Source organism: Mycobacterium colombiense (assembly GCF_001672755.1).
Lineage (GTDB): Bacteria > Actinomycetota > Actinomycetes > Mycobacteriales > Mycobacteriaceae > Mycobacterium > Mycobacterium colombiense_C.
The window spans coordinates 46,723-67,938 of the sequence record NZ_LZKI01000033.1 but is presented as its reverse complement, the minus strand read 5'-3'; the positions used below and the strand labels follow the sequence as shown (position 1 = coordinate 67,938).

The following is a 21,216-nucleotide window of genomic DNA, read 5'->3' as shown; positions in this document are numbered from 1 at the left end:
GTCAGAGTCGCAACAGCCTCACAGTGGAGGTGCGCCATGACGCACAGAATTGCTGTCACAGCCCGGACGACCCCGAGGCGCGCAGCCGAGCGCGCGACGACGAACGGGCACGGCCGGGCCGGCAGAGTCGTCGACGGGGACACCGGCTTGAGCGGCAGACGTCTCCGGACGGGCCGGCCCCCCGTCCCGCTCACCCGACGCCGACAGCCCTCTCCGACGGCGGTGCTGCTGGTCGCGGCTTTCGGCGCGTTTCTCGCATTCCTCGACTCCACGATCGTCAACATCGCCTTCCCGGCCATCCAGCGGTATTTCCACAGCAGCGACATCAGCAGCCTGTCGTGGGTGCTCAACGCCTACAACATCGCCTTCGCTGCATTCCTGGTTGCCGGCGGCAGGATCGCTGACCTGCTTGGCCGCAAGCGGATGTTCATCTGCGGCGTGGTGTTGTTCACCGTCGCGTCAGCCTTATGCGCGGTCGCCGACACCGTCGGCCAGCTCGTCGCCTTCCGGGTACTGCAGGGCATCGGAGCGGCGGTCCTGGTTCCGGCGTCCCTGGCGCTCGTAGTCGAAAGCTTCGACGAGGCGCGCCGCGCACATGGCGTCGGCCTCTGGGGCGCGGCGGCGGCCATCGCATCGGGCCTCGGGCCGCCAATCGGTGGTGCTCTCGTGGAGGCGTCGAGTTGGCGTTGGGTTTTCCTGGTCAATCTGCCGCTCGGCGTCGTGGCCGTCGCGGTGGCTCGACGGGGACTGGTCGAGAGCCGTGCCTCGGGACGACGGCGCGTGCCCGACTTACGCGGCGCGGCGTTGCTGGCTAGCGGGCTCGGGTGCTTGACTCTCGGCTTGGTCAAGGGGCCGGATTGGGGCTGGGTCAGCCCGGCGACCATCGGGTCGTTCCTGGCCGCGGTGGTGGCGATGCTCGGATTCGCGATGAGTTCGCGCAGGCACCCAACCCCGCTGATAGAGCCTGCGTTTCTGCGCATCCGGTCGTTCACGGCGGGCAATACGTTGACGCTGATCGCCAGCGCCGGCTTCTACGCCTACCTACTGACCCACGTCCTGTTCCTCAACTACGTGTGGGGCTACAACTTACTGCGCGCGGGCCTGGCGGTGGCACCCGCCGCATTCGTCGCGGCTATCGTCGCCGCGGTACTAGGCCGCGTCGCCGACCGGCATGGTTATCGCCTCATCATCATCGCCGGCGCGCTCACCTGGACAGGCAGCCTGGTGTGGTACATCGCGCGTGTCGGGTCCAAACCCGATTTCCTCGGGCAGTGGCTGCCCGGGCAGATCCTGCAGGGCATCGGGGTCGGCGCGACGCTGCCCATGCTCGGCAGCGCCGCCCTGGCCGGGCTGGCCGCGGGCGGCAGTTATGCCACCGCATCGGCGGTGGTCAGCAGCACCCGCCAGCTCGGCGCCGTTATCGGCATCGCGTTGCTGGTGATTGTGGTCGGAACGCCGGCGCATGGCGCCACCGAAGGGTCGCTGCGGCGGGGTTGGGTCCTGGCAGCGGTCTGCTTTGCGTTGGTGGCTATCGCCGGCGTGTTGCTCGGCCGCACTCGCCACACTGCTGCGACGGCAGGGGAGCCTGAACTCCCGCCGCAACCGGACTCGCCGGAATCGCGGTCGGCGCCGGGGCTCGTGTCCCTCCCCGCCGAGCCCCGGGCGGCCTTGGACGGCGAGATCGATCCACTCGGTGGTCTGCCGTTGTTTGCCGGGCTGGATCCTGTCACCCGGGCAGAGCTGCGGGACCATGCCGAGCAGGTTGACCTGGAGGCGGGGTCGTATCTCTTTCACGCGGGCGATGCGCCCGATTCGTTGTACGTCGTGCGAAACGGCCGCCTGCAGGTGCTCCAGAATGACGTTGTAATAACGGAATTGGGTCGCGGCGAGGTCGTCGGCGAGCTCGGATTGCTGATCGATGCGCCCCGTTCCGCATCGATTCGCGCGGTGCGCGACTCGACGCTGGTGCGGCTCACCAAAACCCAATTCCAAAGCATTGCCGATTCAGGCGTCCTGGCAGCGATGGTCCGGGTGCTGGCCACGCGGCTACACCAGGCTCCGCCGCCCGCGGTGCCGCGAGCGGCGACACCGGAGGCGGTGATCGCGATCGTCGGCGTCGACGCCGGTGCGCCCGTATCGCTGGTGGCCGCCGAATTGGTCACCGCGCTATCGGGCCGGCTACAGGTGGCGGACCCGGGCCGTGTGGACCGCGACGGATTGGACCGCGCCGAGCGGGCGGCGGACAAGGTGGTGCTGCACGCGGCAGCCAACGATGCGGACTGGCGTGACTTCTGCTTGCGGTCGGCAGATCGCGTTGTGCTGGTGGTGGCGCATCCGGCACCGCCGGTGGCACCGCTGCCGGCGCGTGCGGTGGGAGCCGACCTAGTCCTCGCAGGAGCACCCGCGGCTCGTGAACACCGGCACCTGTGGGAGGAATTGATAACGCCGCGCTCGGTGCACACAGTCCGCGCCGGGCACGCGACCGCCGATCTGCGAACGCTCGCCGCGCGCATCGCGGGACGCTCGGTCGGGCTGGTCCTCAGCGGTGGGGCCGCGCGAGCTTTTGCGCACCTTGGGGTGCTGGACGAGCTGGAAGCGGCCGGGGTGGCCGTCGACCGTTATGCGGGAACCAGCATGGGGGCGATCATCGCCGCGCTCGCGGCAACCGGCAAGGATGCGGCTGCCGTCGACGCGAACATCTACGAGTACTTCATCCGCAGCAACCCGACCAGCGACTACACCCTGCCGAGCAAAGGACTGATCCGGGGGCGGCGCACCTTGGGCGCTCTGGACAGTGTCTTCGGGGGACAGCTAGTCGAGGAACTGCCGAAGGAATTCCGCTGTGTCAGCGTCGACCTGCTGGCGCGGCGGGCCGTCGTGCATCGATGCGGTCCGCTCGCCGACGTCGTCGGCTGTTCCCTGCGGGTCCCGGGTTTGTATGCACCGGTCGTCTACGACGGTGCGTTACACGTCGATGGCGGTGTGCTGGACAACCTGCCGGTGACGACGCTGGCGCGCCACGAGGGCCCACTGATCGCAGTCAGCATCGGCACCGGTCAGCAGGCGACCTCCGCCTCCGCTACGAAGCTGCCGCACCCGCCGCGGGTGCCTAACGTCGTCGACACGCTCTTGCGCACGATGACGATCGGTAGCGCAATGGCATCAACCGCGGTCCTGGAGCGGGCTGATCTGGCGATCCACCCCGACACCAGCAGTATCGGTTTCCTCGAATGGCACCAGATTGACCGTGCCCGCGAGGCGGGGCGAATTGCAACGCGTGAAGCCTTGCCGCGGATCATGGAGGTGGTCGGTGGCTGACGTCGCGGTGGTTACCGACAGCACCTGCGCGCTGCCTGCTGCGCTCGTCGAGAGTCTGGACATCACGGTGGTGCCGCTCTATTACGAAGTCGGCGGCGGCCGGCTGCGTGAGTCGGAATTCGACGGTGACTTCCGGCGGTTCTATGCGGAGCTTGACGCGTCGAAGAGCGTTGCGAAGACGTCGCCGCCCACCGTCGAGGACTTCGTCGCGGTCTATGACCGGCTGTTGCAGCAGCACGCCGCCGTCGTCGCGGTCCTGATTTCGTCGGGCCTTTCCGAGACCTGCTCGATGGCTCGGCAGGCGGCCGCACGGCTGGAATCCGCGGGACGCGACGGCGAGCGGGTAGTGGTGATCGACTCGGCCGGTGCGGCCGGCCAACTGGGTCTTCAGGCGCTCGCGGGCGCGCGGGCGGCCGCCGCGGGGGAAGACGCCACGGCGGTGACAGCGGCGACGCGGCGGGCACGCCAGGAAGTCAGGCAGTGGGTCGTTCTCGACACGCTCGAGTATCTGCGCCGCGGTGGCCGTATTGGTGGCGCGGCCGCATGGCTCGGATCGGCGCTCGACCTCAAACCGATCTTGATGATCGAATCACAGTTCAGGGCCGTCGAGCGCGTGCGCTCGCGCAGGCGCGCCGTCGAGCGGCTGGTCGAGTTGATGCGACAGCGGCGGGGGGTGGGCGTCGACCGATGGTTCGTCCAGCACGCGGATGCGCGCGAGGACGCGAACGGGCTCGCCGAGCGCCTCGCTGAAATCTTCAGCAGTGAGCCGGAATTCATCTCCGAGCTCAGTCCGGTGCTCGCAACGCACACCGGCCCGGGGACGTTGGTGGCCGGAGGTCTTCCCGGCGCGGCGCTGGAGGGCACTCATGGCTGAGGTCGCAGTGGTGACTGACAGCAGCGGCTGCCTGCCCGGTGCGCTCGTCGATAGTCTCGCCATCACGGTGGTGTCGCGGTATTACGACGTTGGTGGCGGCCCGCTGCGCGAGTCGGAGTTCGACGGCGATTTCGAACGATTCTATGCGGCACTGGACGCGTCGACGAGCGTCGCGAAGACGTTGGCGCCTCCCGTCGAGGATTTCGTCGTGGTCTTTGAACGGCTGCTGCAACAGCACAGCACCATCGTTTCGGTCCTGGGCTCCTCTCACTTTTCCGAGACATGCGCGGTGGCTCAGCAAGCGGCCGCACAGCTTGAAGCCGAGGGCCGCGGTGGCGAGCGGGTGGTGGTGATCGACTCTGCCGGTGCGGCCGGCCACTTGGGCATTCAGGCAATGGCGGCCGCGCGGGCGGCCGAAGCGGGCGAAGACGGCTCGGGGGTGATCGCGGCAACGCGCCGGGCGCGCCAGGAGGTCAGGCAGTGGGTCCTCCTTGACACCCTTGAGTACCTGCGGCGCGGTGGCCGGATTGGCAATGCGGCCGCATGGCTCGGGTCAGCGCTCGACCTCAAGCCGATCTTGATGATCGAATCGGAGGTGAAGGCCGTCGAGCGCGTGCGCACACGCAGGCGAGGGGTCGAGCGGTTGGTCGAGCTGATGCGCCAGCGCCGCGCGGTGGGCGCCGATCGATGGTTCGTCCAACACGCGTATGCGCACGATGAAGCGAAGGGGCTGGCAGAGCGGCTCGCCGAGCTGTTCGGCACGAGCCCGGAGTTCGTCTCCGAGATCGGCCCGGTGCTCGCAACCCACGTCGGTCCGGGGGCGCTATCGGCCGGAGGTCTTCCCGGCACTGCACTGGAGGGCACGCATGGCTGAGGTCGCAGTGGTGACCGACAGCACCTGCGCGCTGCCGCGGGCGCTCGTCGAGAGCCTGGACATCACGGTGGTGTCGTTGTACTACGACATCACTGGTGCCGAGTCGCCCACCGGCGGTCACGAGCTGCCGGGCCGGGGGGAGCGCGAGTCGGACTTCGACGGCGATTGGGCACGGTTCTTCGCCGAACTGGACGCGTCGAAGACCGTCGCGACGACCGGGCCGCCCAAGATCGAGGATTTCGTCGAAGCCTACGAACGCCTGCTGCAGCGACACAGCGCCGTGGTCGCCGTCATGCTCGGCTCGAACCTTTCCCCGACGTGCGAGTTCGCACGGGAGGCGGCGGCGCGGCTGGGCGGCGACCGGATAGTGGTCTTCGATTCGGCCGGAGTGGCCGGCCACCTGGGTTGTCAGGCCCTGGCGGCGGCGCGTGCCGCGGCGGCAGGAGCCGACCTACAGGGCGTGACCGAGCAGGCGCGCCGGGCGCGCCAAGAGGTCAGGCAGTGGGTCCTTGTCGACACGCTCGAGTATCTGAGGCGCGGCGGCCGAGTCGGCACCGCGGCCGCATGGATCGGCTCGGCGCTCGATCTCAAGCCGATCTTGATGATCGAATCAGAGATGAAGGCCGTCGAACGCGTGCGCACGTTCAACCGCGGCGTCGAGCGGTTGGTTGAGTTGATGCGACAGCGCCGCGCGGTGGGCGCCGACCGATGGTTCGTCCAACACGCCCATGCGCACGAGGACGCGCGGCGACTGGCCGCGCGTCTCGCCGGGCTGTTCGGCACCGAACCGGAGTTCATCTCCGAGGTCGGGCCGGTACTTGCAACTCATACCGGTCCGGGGATGGTGACGGTCGGGGGTCTTCCCGGCGCGGCGTTGGAGGGTGCGTATGGCTGATGTCGCGGTGGTTACCGACAGCACCGGCTACCTGCCGCGTGCACTCGTCGACAAGTTTGAAATCACGGTTGTCTCACAGTATTACGACGTCGGTGGCGGCCCGCTGCGCGAGTTGGACTTCGATGGTGATTTCGCACGGTTCTACGCCGCACTGGACCCGTCCAAGACCGTCGCGACGACGTCGCCGCCCTCCGTCCAGGATTTCGCGGTGGTATTCGAACGGCTGCTGCAGCAGCGCAGTGCAGTCGTTGCGGTCCTGATCTCGTCGGGCGTTTCCGACACCTGCTCGGTGGCACGGCAGGCGGCCGCGCAGTTGGAGTCTGGAGACCACCGTGGCGCGCGGGTCACGGTGATCGACTCGGCCGGCTTCGGCGGCCACCTTGGGCTCCAGGCCCTGGTGGCAGCGCGTGCCGCCGCCGGGGGAGCCGACCCGGAGGGCGTTATCGAGCGGGTGCGCCAGGCCCGTAACGAAATCAAGGGTTGGGCGCTGGTGGATTCGCTCGAGTACCTCCGCCGAAGCAACCGGGTGGGCGCTGTGGCCGCATGGGTCGGATCGGCGCTCGACCTCAAACCGATCCTGACGATCGAATCGGAACTCAAGGCCGTCGAGCGGGTGCGCACGCGTAGGCGCGGGATCGATCGGCTGGTCGAACTGATGCGCCAGCACCGCGCGGCGGGTGCCGACCGGTGGTTCCTGCAACAGGCGTACGCGCACGATGACGCCAAACAGCTGGCCGAGCGTCTCGCCGAACTGCTCGGCACCGAGCCGGAATTCATCTCCGAGGTCGGACCGGTAGTCGCAACGCACGTCGGACCGGGCACGCTGGTGGTCGGCGGACTTCCAGGGGCGGCGTTGAGGTAACCGAGATGAGCACCGCCGCGACTGTCGAATGCAGCAAATGCGGGGCCGGGAACCGGCCTCGGGCCAAGTTTTGCAACAGCTGTGGTGCCCCGATCGTGGCCGAAATCGCGTGCCCCGGCTGCGGTGCGCGCCAACCGAACTCGCAGCGGTTCTGCGACGAGTGCGGCACCATGCTGGGTGCCCAGCCCATGCCGGCGCAGCCGGCGGCACCGCCCGTCCCCAAGGCGCTTGCGGACGGGCGTTACACGCTCGGCCGCCTGCTCGGCGAAGGTGCCGGCAAGCGGGTGTACCTGGCAACCGATACCCGCCTGCAGCGCGAGGTGGCCGCAGCGGTGTTCAAGGCAGGCGGCACGGACGAGGCCGCCATGCGCCGCGCGCGGCGGGAAGCGGAGGCGATGGCGAAGCTCGGCGAGCACCCGAACATCGTCAACGTGTACGACTTCGGCGAGGAGGCGGGGCAGCTATACCTGATCAGCCAGTACATGGCCGGCGGGGACCTTTACGGCCTGTTGTCGGACGCGGTCGATCACCGGCTCGCCGTCGAAGAGGTGGTCCGGATCGGGCAGGACATCGCCAGTGGGCTGGCCCACGCGCACGGGCAGGGCGTGGTGCATCGCGACGTCAAACCCCAGAATGTGTGGCTGGCGCCCGACGGCACCGCCAAGATCGGAGATTTCGGACTCGCGGTCGCGGAAGGCTCAACGCGCGTGACAGCCGTGGGGACGGTGATCGGAACGGTCGCTTATATGCCGCCCGAACAGGCTCTCGGTCGCGGCTCCGACGCTCGTTCGGACATCTACTCCCTTGGCGCTTTGCTGTACGAATTACTCTGCGGGATAACACCTTTCGCGGGAGAATCGCCGGCTGCCATTGTCTCCCAACATGTTTCGACCGCCCCGGTCGCGCCAAGCGGGCACCGCTCCGGCATTCCGGCGCCGCTCGACCAGTTGCTGCTGAGGATGCTGGCGAAGTCGCCGGAGGCGCGTCCCCAGCGAGCAGTCGAAGTTCGCGATGCGCTTGGGACGATCGCGGCCGCGGTCGCGAGTGGTGATGGCGCGACTCGGGACATGGCGGCGCTCGACCGGATCACCGACAGCACGTTCCTCGGGCGAGAACGAGAAACGCACGAGCTCCGCGCCGCGATCGATGACGCCATGGGCCGCCGCGGCCGCACCGTGCTGATAAGTGGAGAGTCGGGAATCGGCAAGACACGCCTTGCGTCGGAGGCCGCGGCATACGCCGCCCTTCGGGGCGCGCAGGTTGTGTGGGGCCGCTGCTATGCGGGCGCGGGTGCTCCCGCCTACTGGCCGTGGGTGCAGGTGATCCGCGACTATGCACGCAGTCACGATGCCGAGACGGTGGCTTCTGACCTGGGTTCAGGCGCGTTTGAGATCGCTCAGATCGTCTCCGAGGTACGCGAGCGCATGCCGGAGATCCCCGAATCGCCGCCGCTGGACGCCGAGCAGGCGCGCTTTCGGTTGTTCGACTCGGTGTCGCGGTTTCTGATCGGCGCCTCCGACCGCCAGCCGATCGCGATCTTCCTCGAAGACCTCCAACAGGCCGACCATCCCTCGTTGATGCTGTTGGCGTTCGTCGTGCGCGAACTGGCCCACTCGCGCGTATTCGTACTGGGCACATATCGAGACGACGAGCTTCCCGACGACCATTACTTGAACGAGGTACTCACCGGGCTCAGCAAGGAACGCGGATACGCACGCATCAAGCTGCGGGGGCTCTCCGACCACCATGTCAAGGCGATGCTCGAAGCGGTACTGCAGCAGCCGCTGGAGCGACGTAGTGAACTCGCACTGGCCGACGCCGTTTGCCGCGAGTCGGAGGGCAACCCGTACTTCACCGAAGAGATCATCCGCCATCTGATCGACTCTGAAGTGCTCGACTGGCGCGACGATCGGTGGGTTACCAACATCCGGGACGGCGAGGAGCTCGGCATCCCTCGGGGTGTCCACGAAGTGGTCTCCCATCGGTTGGAGAAGCTGCCGGCCGAAACACTCGAGCTGCTGTCGACCGCGGCGGTGATCGGCCGCGAATTCGATCTGCCGATCCTGACGCACGTCAGCGGGCTGGAGGCAGATGTCGCGTTTGCGCGGATGCAGCCGGCCCTGGACGGGGCGATCGTGCGACAGGCCACCGGCGAGCCGGGCCGGTACGGCTTCGCGCACGGCGCGACTCGCGACGCGCTCTACGACGACCTGCCCGCGCTACGGCGCTCCCAGCTGCACATTGCCGCCGGCGAGGCGATCGAGGAGCTCTACGAGGACCGGATCGAGTCTCATCTGTCCGCGATCGCATTCCACTTCGCGAAGGCGGCTCCCTACGGCGACGCCGCGAAGGCAGCCGACTATGCCTGGTGGGCGGGGGAGCGCGCGGCGGCGACGTATGCCTACGAAGACGCGGTCAGCCTCTACGCGACGGCGCTTCGGCTCTTCGACACGATCTCGGAGGTGATACCGCAGCGCCGATGCGATCTGCTGCTGGCGCTGGGGGATGCGCGGTGGCGGGCCGGCGAAGCCGAGGGCGCTCGTAACACATTCGGCGAGGCCGCGACCATCGCGCGCGAGCTGGCGCTCAACGACCACTTTGCCCGTGCCGCGCTCGGATACGGCGGCGGCCCGGGCGGCTTCTCGATCACCGATCGTGCGGACGAACAGCTGGTGGCGTTGTTGGATGAGGCGCTCGAGGTGCTGCCGGCACGTGACAGCGCGCTGAGGGTGACGGTGCTTGCCCGGCTGGCTCTCGAGCTTCGCCGCAAAGGCGCGCTGGCGGAAGCCGACCGGACCAGCGCCCAGGCCATCGAGATGGCCGAACGCGTCGGCGACACGAAGATCTTGCTGCTGGCCATGCACAGCCGGCAGTGGTCAACCTTGGGCCCCGACCGCACCGACGAGGCCATCGCGTCCGGCGAGGAGATGGCGCGGCTCGCCCGGATCGTCGGTGACCGGGACATGGAGTTCGAGGGCCACCAGCTGCGTCTGATAGCGCTTGCCCAGCTCGGCGACTTCCGGGCGGTAGATCAAGAGATCGCGGCGTGCGACCGGCTGGCCGGCGAGCTACACCAGCCGCGCTACCTGTGGCAGACGGCGGTGTTCCGCACGATGCGGGCACTGATGCAGGGTCGCTATAAGGAGTCGGAGCGCCTCGCGCAGACGGCGCTGTCCATCGGGCAGCGTGCCGAGCCGGAGGTAGCAGCAGTGGTCTTCGGCGCGCACTCGTTTCTGACCCGGCTCGCGGATGGCACCCTGGAACAGCTGCGCGACGTCGGCCGAGAAGCCGCCGCGCGCTACGGACAGGCGTGGCCGGCATCGTATGTGTGGCTGCTGACCGAGATCGGCCAGCTCGATGAGGCCCGCGCCAGGTTCGCGGAGCTCACGGCCGACGGCTTCGAGGCGCTCCGGCGCGGCAGTGACTGGTTGACTTCGGTCTGCGTGCTCTCGATGGCGTCGATCCCGATCGGTGATCGAGAAGCCGCAAGCGCACTCTACGAGCTGCTGGTGCCCTACGAAGACCGCTGCACTCTGTTTCTGGCCGGTGCCGGGTGCCTCGGCTCCAACCACACGTTCCTCGCCTTCGCCGCCGCGGCGGCGGACCGCCATGCGGACGCCGTGCACCACTTCGACCTGGCCCTCGCGCGCAATGCGGAGATCGGCAGCGATTACGTGACGCCCCGGGTCTGCTACGAGTACGCGCGCATGCTGCTCAGCAATTCGGGGCCGGCGGATCGGGACAAGGCGATGGGCCTGATCGACCGGGGACTTGACTTCGCGCAGCGCAACAGCATGCGCGTCGAGGTCGAGCGACTTGTGCAGCTGCGCCGAGGGAGCGAGCAGAGCCGGGAACAGCAGCTCGGGTGGTCGGTGATGGACGACGTCGCGGAGTCCGTCGAGGCGGACCGGCCGGACCTCAGCAAAGTGGCCGCTCCCGACGGAACGGTGACGATCATGTTTTCCGACATCGAAGGCTCGACGGTGCTCGCCGAGCAGCTCGGCGACGAGCGCTGGCTGAAGCTTCTGCATCGCCACAACGCGGTCATCCGTCGCCAGCTGGCCGCGCACAGCGGCTTCGAGGTCAAATCACAGGGCGACGGATTCATGGTCGCGTTCGCCAGTGCCCGCAGCGCGCTGCGCTGCGCGATCGCCATCCAGCGTGACTTGGCGGCGTATCGCGACCAGTCGGGCAGCCAGGTGCTGCGCGTCCGGATCGGACTGCATACCGGAGAGGTGATCCGTGAGCAGGAGGACTTTTTCGGGCACACGGTCATCCTCGCGGCGCGGATCGGCGCCAAAGCGGACGGGAACGGGATCCTCGTCTCGGCGGTACTGCGCGGGCTGGTTGCCGGCAGCCACGAGTTCCGGTTCGGCGGAACGCGCGAGGAACAACTCAAGGGGCTGCAGGATCCTCAGCGCGTCTATGAGGTCTGCTGGGAATAGGGCTCAGGCCGACAGGCCCTCCTGCGAATCCGATGCGGTGCGCAATCGCTGCAGCGCCTGGCGCACCTGCTCCCCGTTGGTGGTCTGCCAGAACGGCGGCAGCGACGCCCGCAGGTAGCCGCCGTAGCCGGCGGTGACCATGCGCGAGTCGAGCACCGCGACCACTCCGCGATCGGTGACGCGGCGCAACAGCCGCCCCGACCCCTGCGCCAGCAGCAGCGCCGCGTGGTTGGCCGCGACGGCCATGAAGCCGTTGCCGCCGCGCGCGGCGACCGCCCGCTGCCGCGCGCCCAGCAGGGGGTCGTCGGGCCGGGGGAACGGGATGCGGTCGATCAGCACCAGCGACAGCGACGGCCCGGGCACGTCGACGCCCTGCCACAGCGACAGCGTGCCGAACAGCGACGTCTGCGGGTCGGCGCTGAACTGCTCGACGAGCGCCGACGTGCTGTCGTCGCCCTGGCAGAGCACCGGCGTCGAGAGGCGTTCGCGCATGGCCTCGGCGGCCGCCCGGGCCGCCCGCATCGACGAGAACAGGCCCAGGGTGCGCCCGTCGGCGGCGGCGATGAGGTCGGCGATCTCGCTCAGCTGCTCGGCCGACCCGGTGCCGTCGCGTCCGGGTGGGGGCAGGTGCGCGGCCACGTACAGGATTCCGGCTTTGGCGTGCTGGAACGGCGAACCGACGTCCAGGCCGCGCCACGGCGCGTCGTCGTCCTCGGCCGTCAGCCCCCACGCCATGGCCATCGCGTCGAACGAGCCCCCGATGGTCAGCGTCGCCGACGTCAGCACCACCGTCGAACGCGAGAACACCCGCGACCGCAGCAGCCCCGCGACCGACAGCGGGGCCACCCGCAACACCGGCCGCGACGAACCCCTGATCTCCTCGTGCTCCAGCCACACCACGTCGGTGCGATCGGGGATGGCCGGGCCGAACGATTCCAGCACCCGCGACGCGGTGTCCGAGATCTCGCTCAGTGCCGCAACGGCTTCGGCGCGCGCCGACGCCGCCTTGGGGTCGTTGGTGGTGTCGATCGCCGAGCGCGCCGCGGTCGACACGTCGCGCAGCGCGGTCAGGTAGGTCGCCAGCTCGTCGTCGAGGCGGTCGATGCGGCCCGGCGTGCCGTCGTGGATGACCGAGGCGAAGTTCGCCGTCGTCGCCTCCAGCCGCTGGACCAGTTCCGGGTCCACGAGTCGGGCGATCCGCCGCGAAGCCACCCCGAGGGAGGCCGACGTCAGCTCCGCGGTGGCCACCGACGTCACCCGGTCCACCAGCTCGTGTGCTTCGTCGACGACCAGCAGCGCATGCTCGGGCAGCACCGCCGATTCGGCGACCGCGTCGATGGCAAGCAGCGCATGGTTGGTGACCACGACGTCGGCGCGGCCGGCCTGCGCCCTCGCGCGTTCGGAGAAGCACTCGGTGCCGAATGGGCAGCGCGCCACGCCGAGGCATTCCCGCGCGGAAACGCTGACCTGCGACCAGGATCGGTCCGGGACGCCGGGCTTCAGGTCGTCGCGGTCGCCCGATTCGGTGCTCGACGCCCATTCGGTGAGCCGTTGCACGTCGCGGCCCAGGGCGCTGACCGCCATCGGGTTGAAGAGTTCCTCTTGCGGCCGGTCGTCGCCGTCGTCACCGTCGGCCGGCCCACCGTTGTGAATCTTGTTCAGGCACAGATAGTTTCGCCGACCCTTGAGCAACGCGAACTGCGGGCGGCGCGGCAGGGCATCGGCCAGCGCATCGACCAGGCGGGGCAGATCGCGATCGACGAGCTGGCGCTGCAGGGCGATCGTGGCCGTGGACACGACGACGGGGGAGTCGTCGTCAAGGGCGTGGACGATCGCGGGCACCAGGTACGCGAGCGACTTGCCGGTGCCGGTGCCGGCCTGCACCACCAGGTGCTCCTCGGTGGCGAAGGCCTGCGCCACCGCGGCGGCCATCTCCTGCTGGCCGTCGCGTTCACTGCCGCCGAGTGCGGCCACCGCGGTGGCCAGCAGCTCGGACACGGAAACGTCGGACGTGGCTACCCTCTTCGCTGTTCGGGGCGGCGCTCGCGCCGCGGCATCTTTCGGGCGTCGCTAGCGCCGGCCGGCGGGAATCTGCGTGGTCGTGACCGCGGGATCGCCGTGCGACAAGTTCAATCCCTCCCACGGCAGACTGCGCAGCCCGGAAGTTACCAGCTCGCGCGCCGCGGCGAGGTTCGGTTTGGACACCAGTTCTCCACCGCGCACCAGCGGGACGGTCAACACCCGGGACGGATCGGAGACGGCGGGCTGTCGGCCGGCGGGATACACGACCTCCTCGGTGATGATGCCCGAGCCGCGCGACAGGCGCAGCGCCTCCTTGCGCCCACCGTGAGATTCCTTGTGGCTGCTGCGCTTCTGGACCGGCAGGCCGTCCACCTCGACGAGTTTGTACACCATGTTCGCCGTCGGGGCGCCCGAGCCCGTCACCAGCGACGTGCCCACGCCGTAACTGTCCACCGGCTCGGCGGCCAGGGCCGCGATGGAGAACTCGTCGAGGTCGCCGGAGACCACGATGCGCGTCCCGGTGGCTCCCAGCCTGTCGAGCTGTTCGCGTACCTGGCGGGCGAGCACGCCCAGCTCGCCGGAGTCGATGCGCACCGCACCGAGCCCGGTGCCGGCGGCGGTGACCGCATTGGCCACACCGGTCGTCACGTCGTAGGTGTCCACCAGCAGGGTGGTGTCCACGCCGAGCGCGTCGACCTGCGCCCGGAAAGCCGCCAATTCGGTCGACTCCGTAGGGGAGTCGGCGCGGGCAAACAGCATGGTGAACGCGTGCGCGGAGGTGCCTTCGGTGGGTATTCCGTAGCAACGCTGCGCCTCCAGATTGGAGGTGGCCGCGAAGCCGGCGAGGTAGGCGGCGCGGGCCGCGGCGACGGCCGCCTGCTCGTGCGTGCGCCGCGACCCCATCTCGATCAACGGGCGCCCCCGGGCCGCGCTGACCATGCGCGCCGCGGCGGACGCGACCGCGGTGTCGTGATTGAAAATCGACAGCGCCAGCGTCTCGAGCACCACGCATTCGGCGAACGTCCCGCTCACCGACAGCACCGGGGAACCGGGGAAGTACAGCTCGCCTTCGGCGTAGCCGTCGATGTCGCCGCCGAACCGGAATTCGCGCAAGTAGCGCAGCGTGTCCGGGTCGAGGAATTGCCCCAGCGATTGGCACGCCTGGTCATCGAAGGTGAACTGTGGCAGCGCTTCGAGCAGCCGGCCGGTCCCGGCGACCACGCCGTAGCGGCGGCCTTCGGGAAGACGTCGGGCGAACAGCTCGAAAGTTGTCCGCCGATCAGCGCTGCCGTCTCGCAGCGCCGCCGCCAACATCGTCAGTTCGTACTTGTCGGTAAGCAGCCCAGTAACGACCGGGTCGTTCATCCCATAACGGTATCGGCTGTGATCGGGGCTCGGAAACGACGTCCAACCCTCGGTATCGTGTAGGCCATGGTTGTTATGTCAGCGCCCACTAAGCCGGGCACTACAGGACAACGAGAGTCCGCTCCGGTAGAGGCCACGTCGAGTCCGTGGGTCACGATCGTCTGGGACGACCCGGTCAATCTGATGACTTACGTGACGTATGTGTTCCAGAAGTTGTTCGGCTACAGCGAGCCGCACGCCACCAAGCTGATGCTGCAGGTGCACAACGAAGGGAAGGCCGTGGTGTCCGCCGGCAGCCGCGAGTCCATGGAAGTCGATGTGTCCAAGCTGCACGCCGCCGGTTTGTGGGCGACCATGCAGCAGGACCGCTGAAACTCGAGGCGCTGGCGATTCCCTGTGCGCAAATGGAAGCGGGTCGAGACCGCGAGCGGTCCCCGTTTTCGGTCGTCCCTGGCTCCGCATGAGGCCACCCTGCTGAAGAACCTGGCCACCGCGATGATCGGCCTGCTCGACGAGCGTGAATCTTCCTCGCCCGCAGACGAACTCGAGGAGATCACCGGGATCAAGACGGGCAACGCCGACCCCCCGAAAGATCCGACGTTGCGTCGGCTGCTTCCCGACTTCTACCGGCACGAAGACGAGGACACCGTGCCGCCCGACGACGCGGACAGCCTCAACGCCGCGCTGCGCAGCCTGCACGAGCCGGACATCGTCAACGCCAAACGCGTTGCCGCACAGCGGGTACTGAGCACGATCCCCGAAGACGGCGGCCGCTTCGAGCTGACCGAGGACGACGCGAATTCCTGGATCGCGGCGGTCAACGACATCCGGCTGACCCTGGGAGTCATGCTCGAGGTCGGCCCCGAAGGCCCGGAGCGCCTGCCGGCCGACCATCCGCTGGCCGTGCACTTCGACGTGTACCAGTGGCTGACGGTGTTGCAGGAGTATCTGGTCCTGGTGCTGATGGGGCCCCGATGATCGGCGACAGATGAACGCCATCACCGACGTCGGCGGCATCCGCGTCGGCCACTACCAACGACTGGATCCGGACGTGTCCCTGGGCGCCGGCTGGGCGTGCGGCGTCACCGTCGTGCTCACCCCGCCGGGCACCGTCGGCGCCGTCGATTGCCGCGGCGGTGCGCCCGGTACCCGGGAGACCGACCTGCTGGATCCGGCCAACACCGTGCGGTTCGTGGACGCGGTGTTGCTCGCCGGGGGCAGCGCCTACGGACTGGCCGCCGCGGACGGTGTCATGCGCTGGCTGGAGGAACGCGAACGTGGCGTGGCGATGGACGGCGGGGTTGTGCCCATCGTGCCGGGAGCGGTGATCTTCGATCTGCCGGTCGGCGGCTGGGAATGCCGTCCGACGGCAGAGTTCGGTTACGCCGCCTGCGCCGCCGCCGAGGACGGGGCGGCGATGGGTGTCGGGAACGTCGGCGCCGGGGTGGGGGCGCGCGCCGGCGCGCTCAAGGGCGGCGTCGGCACCGCGTCGAGGGTACTGCCGTCCGGGGTGACCGTCGGGGCGGTGGCCGTGGTGAACTCCGCGGGCGAGGTCGTCGACCGGGGCACCGGCTTGCCGTGGATGGCGGACCTGACCCGGGAGTTCGGTCTGCGGCCGCCGCCGGCCGAGCAGATCGACGCCTTCGCCCGGTTGCCGTCCCCGTCGAATCCGGTGGACAACCCGCTCAACACCGTCATCGCGGTGGTGGCCACCGACGCCGCCCTGAGCTCGGCGGCGTGCCGGCGGGTAGCCATCGCCGCCCACGACGGCCTGGCCCGCAGCATCCGGCCGGCGCACACGCCGGTCGACGGTGACACGGTGTTCGTGCTGGCCACCGGTGCGGTCGAGGTGGCCGCGGCGGCCAGTTCCAAACCACCGCCCGCCGCCTTCTCCCCGGAGACCCCGTTGGCCACCGAGGTGGGCATCGCCGCCGCCGATTGCCTGGCGGCCGCGGTGCTGGGTGGTGTGCTGGCCGCGGAGTCGATAGCCGGCATACCGAGCTACCGCGACGTGTTGCCCGGGGCGTTACCCCGATGAAAAGTTCACCGCCGTCCGCGCCGGTAACCTGCAGCTATGGCTAAAACCACCGGGCGCCCCGGCACACCGGCGACCCGGGCGAAGCGGCCCGCGTGGGCGGTGGGTGCCGCCACGATCCTCACCTTCGTGGCGCTGCTCTACCTCGTCGAGCTGATCGACCAGCTCACCCGGCATTCGCTGGACGAGAACGGCATCAGGCCACTGGAAGTCGACGGTTTGTGGGGCATCCTGGTCGCGCCGCTGCTGCACGCGAACTGGGACCACCTGATCGCCAACAGTGTTCCGGCGCTCGTGCTCGGCTTCCTGATGACGCTCGCCGGCCTGTCGCGGTTCGTATTCGCCACGGCCATCGTCTGGATTCTGGGCGGCTTCGGCACGTGGCTGATCGGCAATGTCGGCGCGCACTGCCCGTACGTCGGGGTGCGCTGCGAGACCAACCACATCGGCGCGTCGGGCCTGATCTTCGGCTGGCTGGCGTTCCTGATCGTGTTCGGCTTCTTCACCCGCAAGGTGTGGCAGATCGTCGTCGGCATCATCGTGTTGTTCGCCTACGGCGGCGTCCTGCTCGGCGTGCTGCCCGGCACGCCCGGGGTGTCTTGGCAAGCTCACCTCTGCGGGGCCATCGCGGGTGTGGTGGCCGCGTACCTGCTGTCCGGCCCGGAACGCAACACCCGCGCCCGGAAGAAGGCCGGCACCGCTGTGCCGCGGCCCAAGACATGAGTTCGGCGTTGGCGCCCATCGGGGTCTTCGACTCCGGTGTCGGGGGACTCACCGTCGCGCGGGCGATCATCGACCAGTTGCCCGACGAGGACATCATCTATGTCGGCGACACCGGCCACGGTCCCTACGGCCCGCTGACCATCCCCGAGGTCCGCGCGCACGCGCTGGCCATCGGTGACGACCTCGTCGGCCGCGGCGTCAAGGCGTTGGTGATCGCCTGCAACACGGCGTCCGCCGCATGCCTGCGGGACGCCCGGGAACGCTATGACGTGCCCGTCGTTGAGGTGATCCTGCCGGCGGTGCGCCGCGCGGTCGCCACCACCCGCAACGGCCGCATCGGCGTCATCGGCACCCAGGCGACCGTCAACTCGCACGCCTATCAGGACGCGTTCGCCGCCGCCCGCGACACCGAGGTCACCGCGGTGGCCTGTCCGCGTTTCGTCGACTTCGTGGAGCGCGGCGTGACGAGTGGCCGTCAGGTGCTCGGGCTCGCCGAGGGTTATCTGGAGCCGTTGCAGCGCGCGCAGGTGGACACGCTGGTGCTCGGCTGCACCCACTATCCGTTGCTGTCCGGGCTCATCCAGTTGGCGATGGGTGAGAACGTGACGTTGGTCTCCAGCGCCGAGGAAACCGCCAAGGAAGTGCTTCGGGTGCTGACCGAACGGGACCTGCTCCGGCCCCACGATGCGCCCCCCGCGACACGGGTTTTCGAAGCCACCGGTGACCCCGAGGCATTCACCGCGTTGGCGGTGCGCTTCCTGGGTCCGGCGGTCACCGGCGTCCAGCCCGTGCATCAGGTGCACATTGATTGACCTGCGGACGAGATTCTCGTCACACCAATGCGGCGATGTTTTCGTCACGGTCCTATCGGGCATGGCACAGTAGTGTCCGTGCGAATAACCGTGCTCGGCTGCTCGGGCAGCGTGGTCGGTCCGGATTCGCCCGCGTCGGGTTATCTGCTCCGGGCACCGGACACTCCGCCGTTGGTCATCGACTTCGGCGGGGGCGTTCTGGGCGCGCTGCAGCGCTACGCCGATCCCGGTTCCGTGCACGTGCTGTTGTCCCATTTGCACGCCGACCACTGTCTGGATCTGCCCGGACTTTTCGTGTGGCGGCGTTACCACCCGACGCGTCCGCTCGGTAAGGCGTTGCTCTACGGACCGGGGGACACCTGGTCGCGGTTGGGTGCGGCGTCGTCCCCCTATGGCGGTGAGATCGACGACTGTTCGGACATTTTCGACGTTCGGCATTGGGTCGAAGGTGAGCCGGTGACGATCGGCGCGCTGACGGTGACGCCGCGAGTGGTGGCTCATCCGACCGAGTCCTACGGCCTGAAGGTCACCGACCCCTCCGGCGCGTCGTTCGTCTACAGCGGCGACACCGGCTTCTGCGATCAGCTCGTGGAGCTGGCTCGCGGCGCCGACGTCTTCCTGTGCGAGGCGTCGTGGACGCACTCGCCGGAGCGCCCGCCCGCGCTGCACCTGTCGGGCACCGAGGCCGGCCGGGCCGCGGCCGCGGCCGGCGTGCACGAACTCTTGCTCACCCACATCCCGCCGTGGACCTCGCGCGAGGACGTCATCAGCGAGGCCAAGGCCGAGTTCGATGGTCCCGTACATGCGGTGGTCTGCGGCGAGACGTTCGATATCCGCCGCTCCGAGCGGGTCTGAGCCACCCGCGGCGCCGGCGGGTTGCCCGCTAGTGTTGGCGGCGTGACGAGACGAGAAGACGGCCGCCTTGACGACGAGCTCCGGCCCGTGGTCATCACCCGCGGTTTCACCGATCACCCCGCCGGTTCGGTATTGATCGAATTCGGCCACACCAAGGTCATGTGCACCGCCAGCGTGACCGAGGGGGTGCCGCGCTGGCGCAAGGGATCGGGCCTGGGGTGGCTGACCGCCGAGTACGCGATGTTGCCGTCGGCGACCCACACCCGCTCGGACCGCGAATCGGTGAAGGGCCGCCTGTCCGGGCGCACCCAGGAGATCAGCCGGCTGATCGGGCGGTCGCTGAGGGCGTGCATCGACCTGGCGGCGCTGGGCGAGAACACCATCGCCGTGGACTGCGACGTCTTGCAGGCCGACGGCGGCACCCGCACCGCGGCAATCACGGGCGCCTTCGTGGCGTTGTCCGACGCGGTGACCTATCTCGCGGCGGCGGGCAAGCTGTCGGATCCGCGGCCGTTGTCGTGCGCGATCGCGGCGGTCAGCGTCGGCGTGGTCGACGGGCGGATCCGGGTCGACCTGCCCTACGAGGAGGACTCCCGCGCCGAGGTCGACATGAACGTCGTCGCCACCGACACCGGGACACTCGTCGAGGTGCAGGGGACCGGTGAGGGGGCGACGTTCCCGCGCTCGACGCTGGACAAGCTGCTAGATGTGGCGCTGGCCGCCTGCGACAAGCTGTTCACCGCGCAGCGCGAGGCGCTGCAGCAGCCCTACCCCGGTGTGCTCCCCGAGGGGGCCCCGGCGCCGAAGGCGTTCGGCAGCTGACCCGCATGCTGGTCACCAGCCTGCCCTTCGCCTAACTGCCCCGCGGTTCACCATCGCCGCCGCCACGGCCAAGACGAGGCCGCTTCCGGTCGGTCATGACTCGTCGCTCCTCAGCTCGAATATGGGGATGGCGCGTGTGGTTTTTGACTGGTAGTTCGCGAACGCGAACGCGGGTACCGTCGCGTTGATCTTGGGGATGATCGCCTGACGTTCGGACGAGTCGAGCTCGTGCGCCACGACGTCGAACGAGTCGGTCGCGACTTCAACGCGCGCCCGCGGGTTGGCCCGCAGGTTGTGCACCCACCCCGGGTTGACGTCGGCGCCGCCATAACCCGCGACGATCAGCAGCTTGCCATCGACGCGAAAAGCCACCAGCGGCGCGGCGCGCGGCTCGCCGGACTTTGCGCCCTGCGTAGTGAGTAGTAACAGCTCGTTGCCCTCGAATCGCCCGCCGACCTTGCCGGCGTTGGCGCGAAACTCGTCGGTGATGTTCTCATTGAGCGCCTTGAGCGTCTCGTTATCGGGTTTTTCGTTCACTATGGCCGAAGCTGCTTCGTCGCTCTGTCTATTCCTTGCGGAGCGTGTCGCGGTGTAACGGCGCCGTTTGGTGGCATTCCCGTCGCCAACTCAGATCTCGCACTCCGTAGGGTGGCGGGGTGCATCGGCAACGGCCCAGACGTGCGCTGAGGAATGAATGCTGACCCGCCTGCTGGTCGCCAGCCGCAACCCGAAGAAGCTGGCGGAGTTGCGCCGGGTGCTCGACGCGGCCGGCCTGACGGGATTGGCATTGGTGTCGCTCGACGACGTGGCGCCCTTCGAGGAAGCGCCGGAGACCGGCGCGATTTTCGAAGACAACGCGTTGGCCAAGGCGCGGGATGCCTTCGCCGCGAGCGGGTTGGCAAGTGTGGCCGACGATTCCGGGCTGGAGGTCGCCGCGCTCAACGGCATGCCCGGTGTGCTGTCGGCGCGCTGGTCGGGTCGGCACGGCGATGACGCGGGGAACACCGCGCTGCTGCTGGCTCAACTGCGCGACGTGCCCGACGCGCGGCGCGGTGCGGCGTTCGTGTCCGCCTGCGCGCTCGTCTCGGCCGCCGGCGAGGTCGTCGTCCGCGGCGAGTGGCCCGGCAGCATTGCCCGCGAACCGCGCGGCGACGGCGGCTTCGGCTACGACCCCGTGTTCGTTCCGCAGGGGCATGACCGCACGGCGGCGGAGCTGAGCCCGTCGGAGAAGGACGCCGTTTCGCATCGCGGTCGCGCGCTGCGGCTGCTGTTGCCTGCGCTGGAAACGCTGGCCCGATCCCGGTGACGGGCCGC

At 69.1% G+C, this 21,216-nt stretch carries 17 protein-coding genes; 14 read left to right on the top strand and 3 right to left on the bottom strand.

The features are described from left to right. Positions 1–147: 147 nt before the first annotated feature. The 6 genes from A5708_RS03970 to A5708_RS03945 are packed head-to-tail and all read left to right on the top strand — an operon-like array spanning position 148 to position 11,268. Positions 148–3,318 carry an MFS transporter gene (locus A5708_RS03970; protein WP_065027374.1) on the top strand — a complete coding sequence of 1,057 codons (3,171 nt, stop codon included), beginning with the start codon at positions 148–150 and terminating at the stop codon, positions 3,316–3,318. Beyond that, positions 3,311–4,192 (top strand): DegV family protein, encoded by an 882-nt coding sequence (locus tag A5708_RS03965; RefSeq protein WP_065027373.1) that lies wholly within the window; start codon positions 3,311–3,313, stop codon positions 4,190–4,192. The genes A5708_RS03970 and A5708_RS03965 overlap by 8 nt, the downstream gene beginning before the upstream one ends. Then, positions 4,185–5,066: a DegV family protein gene (locus tag A5708_RS03960; RefSeq protein ID WP_065027372.1), complete on the top strand. Its 882-nt coding sequence runs from the start codon at positions 4,185–4,187 to the stop codon at positions 5,064–5,066. The genes A5708_RS03965 and A5708_RS03960 overlap by 8 nt, the downstream gene beginning before the upstream one ends. Then, the gene (locus tag A5708_RS03955; protein ID WP_065027371.1) at positions 5,059–5,961 is read left to right on the top strand and encodes a DegV family protein; all 903 of its coding nucleotides are present in this window, start codon (positions 5,059–5,061) and stop codon (positions 5,959–5,961) included. The genes A5708_RS03960 and A5708_RS03955 overlap by 8 nt, the downstream gene beginning before the upstream one ends. Beyond that, on the top strand, positions 5,954–6,823 hold the full coding sequence (locus tag A5708_RS03950) for a DegV family protein (protein ID WP_065027370.1): 870 nt from the start codon (positions 5,954–5,956) through the stop codon (positions 6,821–6,823). Before A5708_RS03955 ends, A5708_RS03950 begins: the two co-directional genes overlap by 8 nt. A 5-nt stretch (positions 6,824–6,828) precedes the next feature. Continuing rightward, positions 6,829–11,268: a protein kinase domain-containing protein gene (locus A5708_RS03945; RefSeq protein WP_065027369.1), complete on the top strand. Its 4,440-nt coding sequence runs from the start codon at positions 6,829–6,831 to the stop codon at positions 11,266–11,268. A 3-nt stretch (positions 11,269–11,271) separates the two neighbouring features. Here A5708_RS03945 and A5708_RS03940 read toward each other — a convergent pair whose 3' ends face one another. Continuing rightward, on the bottom strand, positions 11,272–13,266 hold the full coding sequence (locus A5708_RS03940; protein ID WP_065027368.1) for an ATP-dependent DNA helicase: 1,995 nt from the start codon (positions 13,264–13,266) through the stop codon (positions 11,272–11,274). Positions 13,267–13,338: 72 nt separating this feature from the next. Continuing rightward, a complete protein-coding gene (locus A5708_RS03935) occupies positions 13,339–14,655 on the bottom strand; it encodes a nicotinate phosphoribosyltransferase (RefSeq protein ID WP_065027367.1) in 1,317 nt (438 codons plus the stop codon). A 66-nt stretch (positions 14,656–14,721) separates the two neighbouring features. Between A5708_RS03935 and clpS the strand changes: the two genes are divergently transcribed. From clpS to rph, 7 genes are all read left to right on the top strand, one after another. Next, positions 14,722–15,027 carry an ATP-dependent Clp protease adapter ClpS gene (gene clpS, locus A5708_RS03930; RefSeq protein WP_064950340.1) on the top strand — a complete coding sequence of 102 codons (306 nt, stop codon included), beginning with the start codon at positions 14,722–14,724 and terminating at the stop codon, positions 15,025–15,027. A 24-nt stretch (positions 15,028–15,051) separates the two neighbouring features. Continuing rightward, positions 15,052–15,633: a DUF2017 domain-containing protein gene (locus A5708_RS03925; protein WP_065027366.1), complete on the top strand. Its 582-nt coding sequence runs from the start codon at positions 15,052–15,054 to the stop codon at positions 15,631–15,633. A gap of 10 nt (positions 15,634–15,643) precedes the next feature. Beyond that, positions 15,644–16,693, top strand: a complete 1,050-nt coding sequence (locus A5708_RS03920) for a P1 family peptidase (protein WP_065027365.1) — start codon at positions 15,644–15,646, stop codon at positions 16,691–16,693. A 36-nt stretch (positions 16,694–16,729) separates the two neighbouring features. Beyond that, positions 16,730–17,413: a rhomboid family intramembrane serine protease gene (locus A5708_RS03915; RefSeq protein WP_065027364.1), complete on the top strand. Its 684-nt coding sequence runs from the start codon at positions 16,730–16,732 to the stop codon at positions 17,411–17,413. Beyond that, a complete protein-coding gene (gene murI / locus A5708_RS03910; RefSeq protein WP_065027363.1) occupies positions 17,410–18,225 on the top strand; it encodes a glutamate racemase in 816 nt (271 codons plus the stop codon). The genes A5708_RS03915 and murI overlap by 4 nt, the downstream gene beginning before the upstream one ends. Positions 18,226–18,297: 72 nt before the next feature. Next, positions 18,298–19,080: a cyclic nucleotide-degrading phosphodiesterase gene (locus tag A5708_RS03905; RefSeq protein ID WP_065027362.1), complete on the top strand. Its 783-nt coding sequence runs from the start codon at positions 18,298–18,300 to the stop codon at positions 19,078–19,080. Positions 19,081–19,122: 42 nt separating this feature from the next. Continuing rightward, positions 19,123–19,902, top strand: coding sequence for a ribonuclease PH (gene rph / locus A5708_RS03900; RefSeq protein ID WP_065027361.1), 780 nt, complete (start codon positions 19,123–19,125; stop codon positions 19,900–19,902). Between the two features lie 93 nt (positions 19,903–19,995). Here rph and A5708_RS03895 read toward each other — a convergent pair whose 3' ends face one another. After that, positions 19,996–20,439, bottom strand: coding sequence for a nitroreductase family deazaflavin-dependent oxidoreductase (locus tag A5708_RS03895; RefSeq protein WP_065027360.1), 444 nt, complete (start codon positions 20,437–20,439; stop codon positions 19,996–19,998). Positions 20,440–20,596: 157 nt separating this feature from the next. Between A5708_RS03895 and rdgB the strand changes: the two genes are divergently transcribed. Continuing rightward, positions 20,597–21,208, top strand: coding sequence for an RdgB/HAM1 family non-canonical purine NTP pyrophosphatase (gene rdgB, locus A5708_RS03890; protein WP_065027359.1), 612 nt, complete (start codon positions 20,597–20,599; stop codon positions 21,206–21,208). The last annotated feature ends 8 nt before the right edge of the window (positions 21,209–21,216 follow it).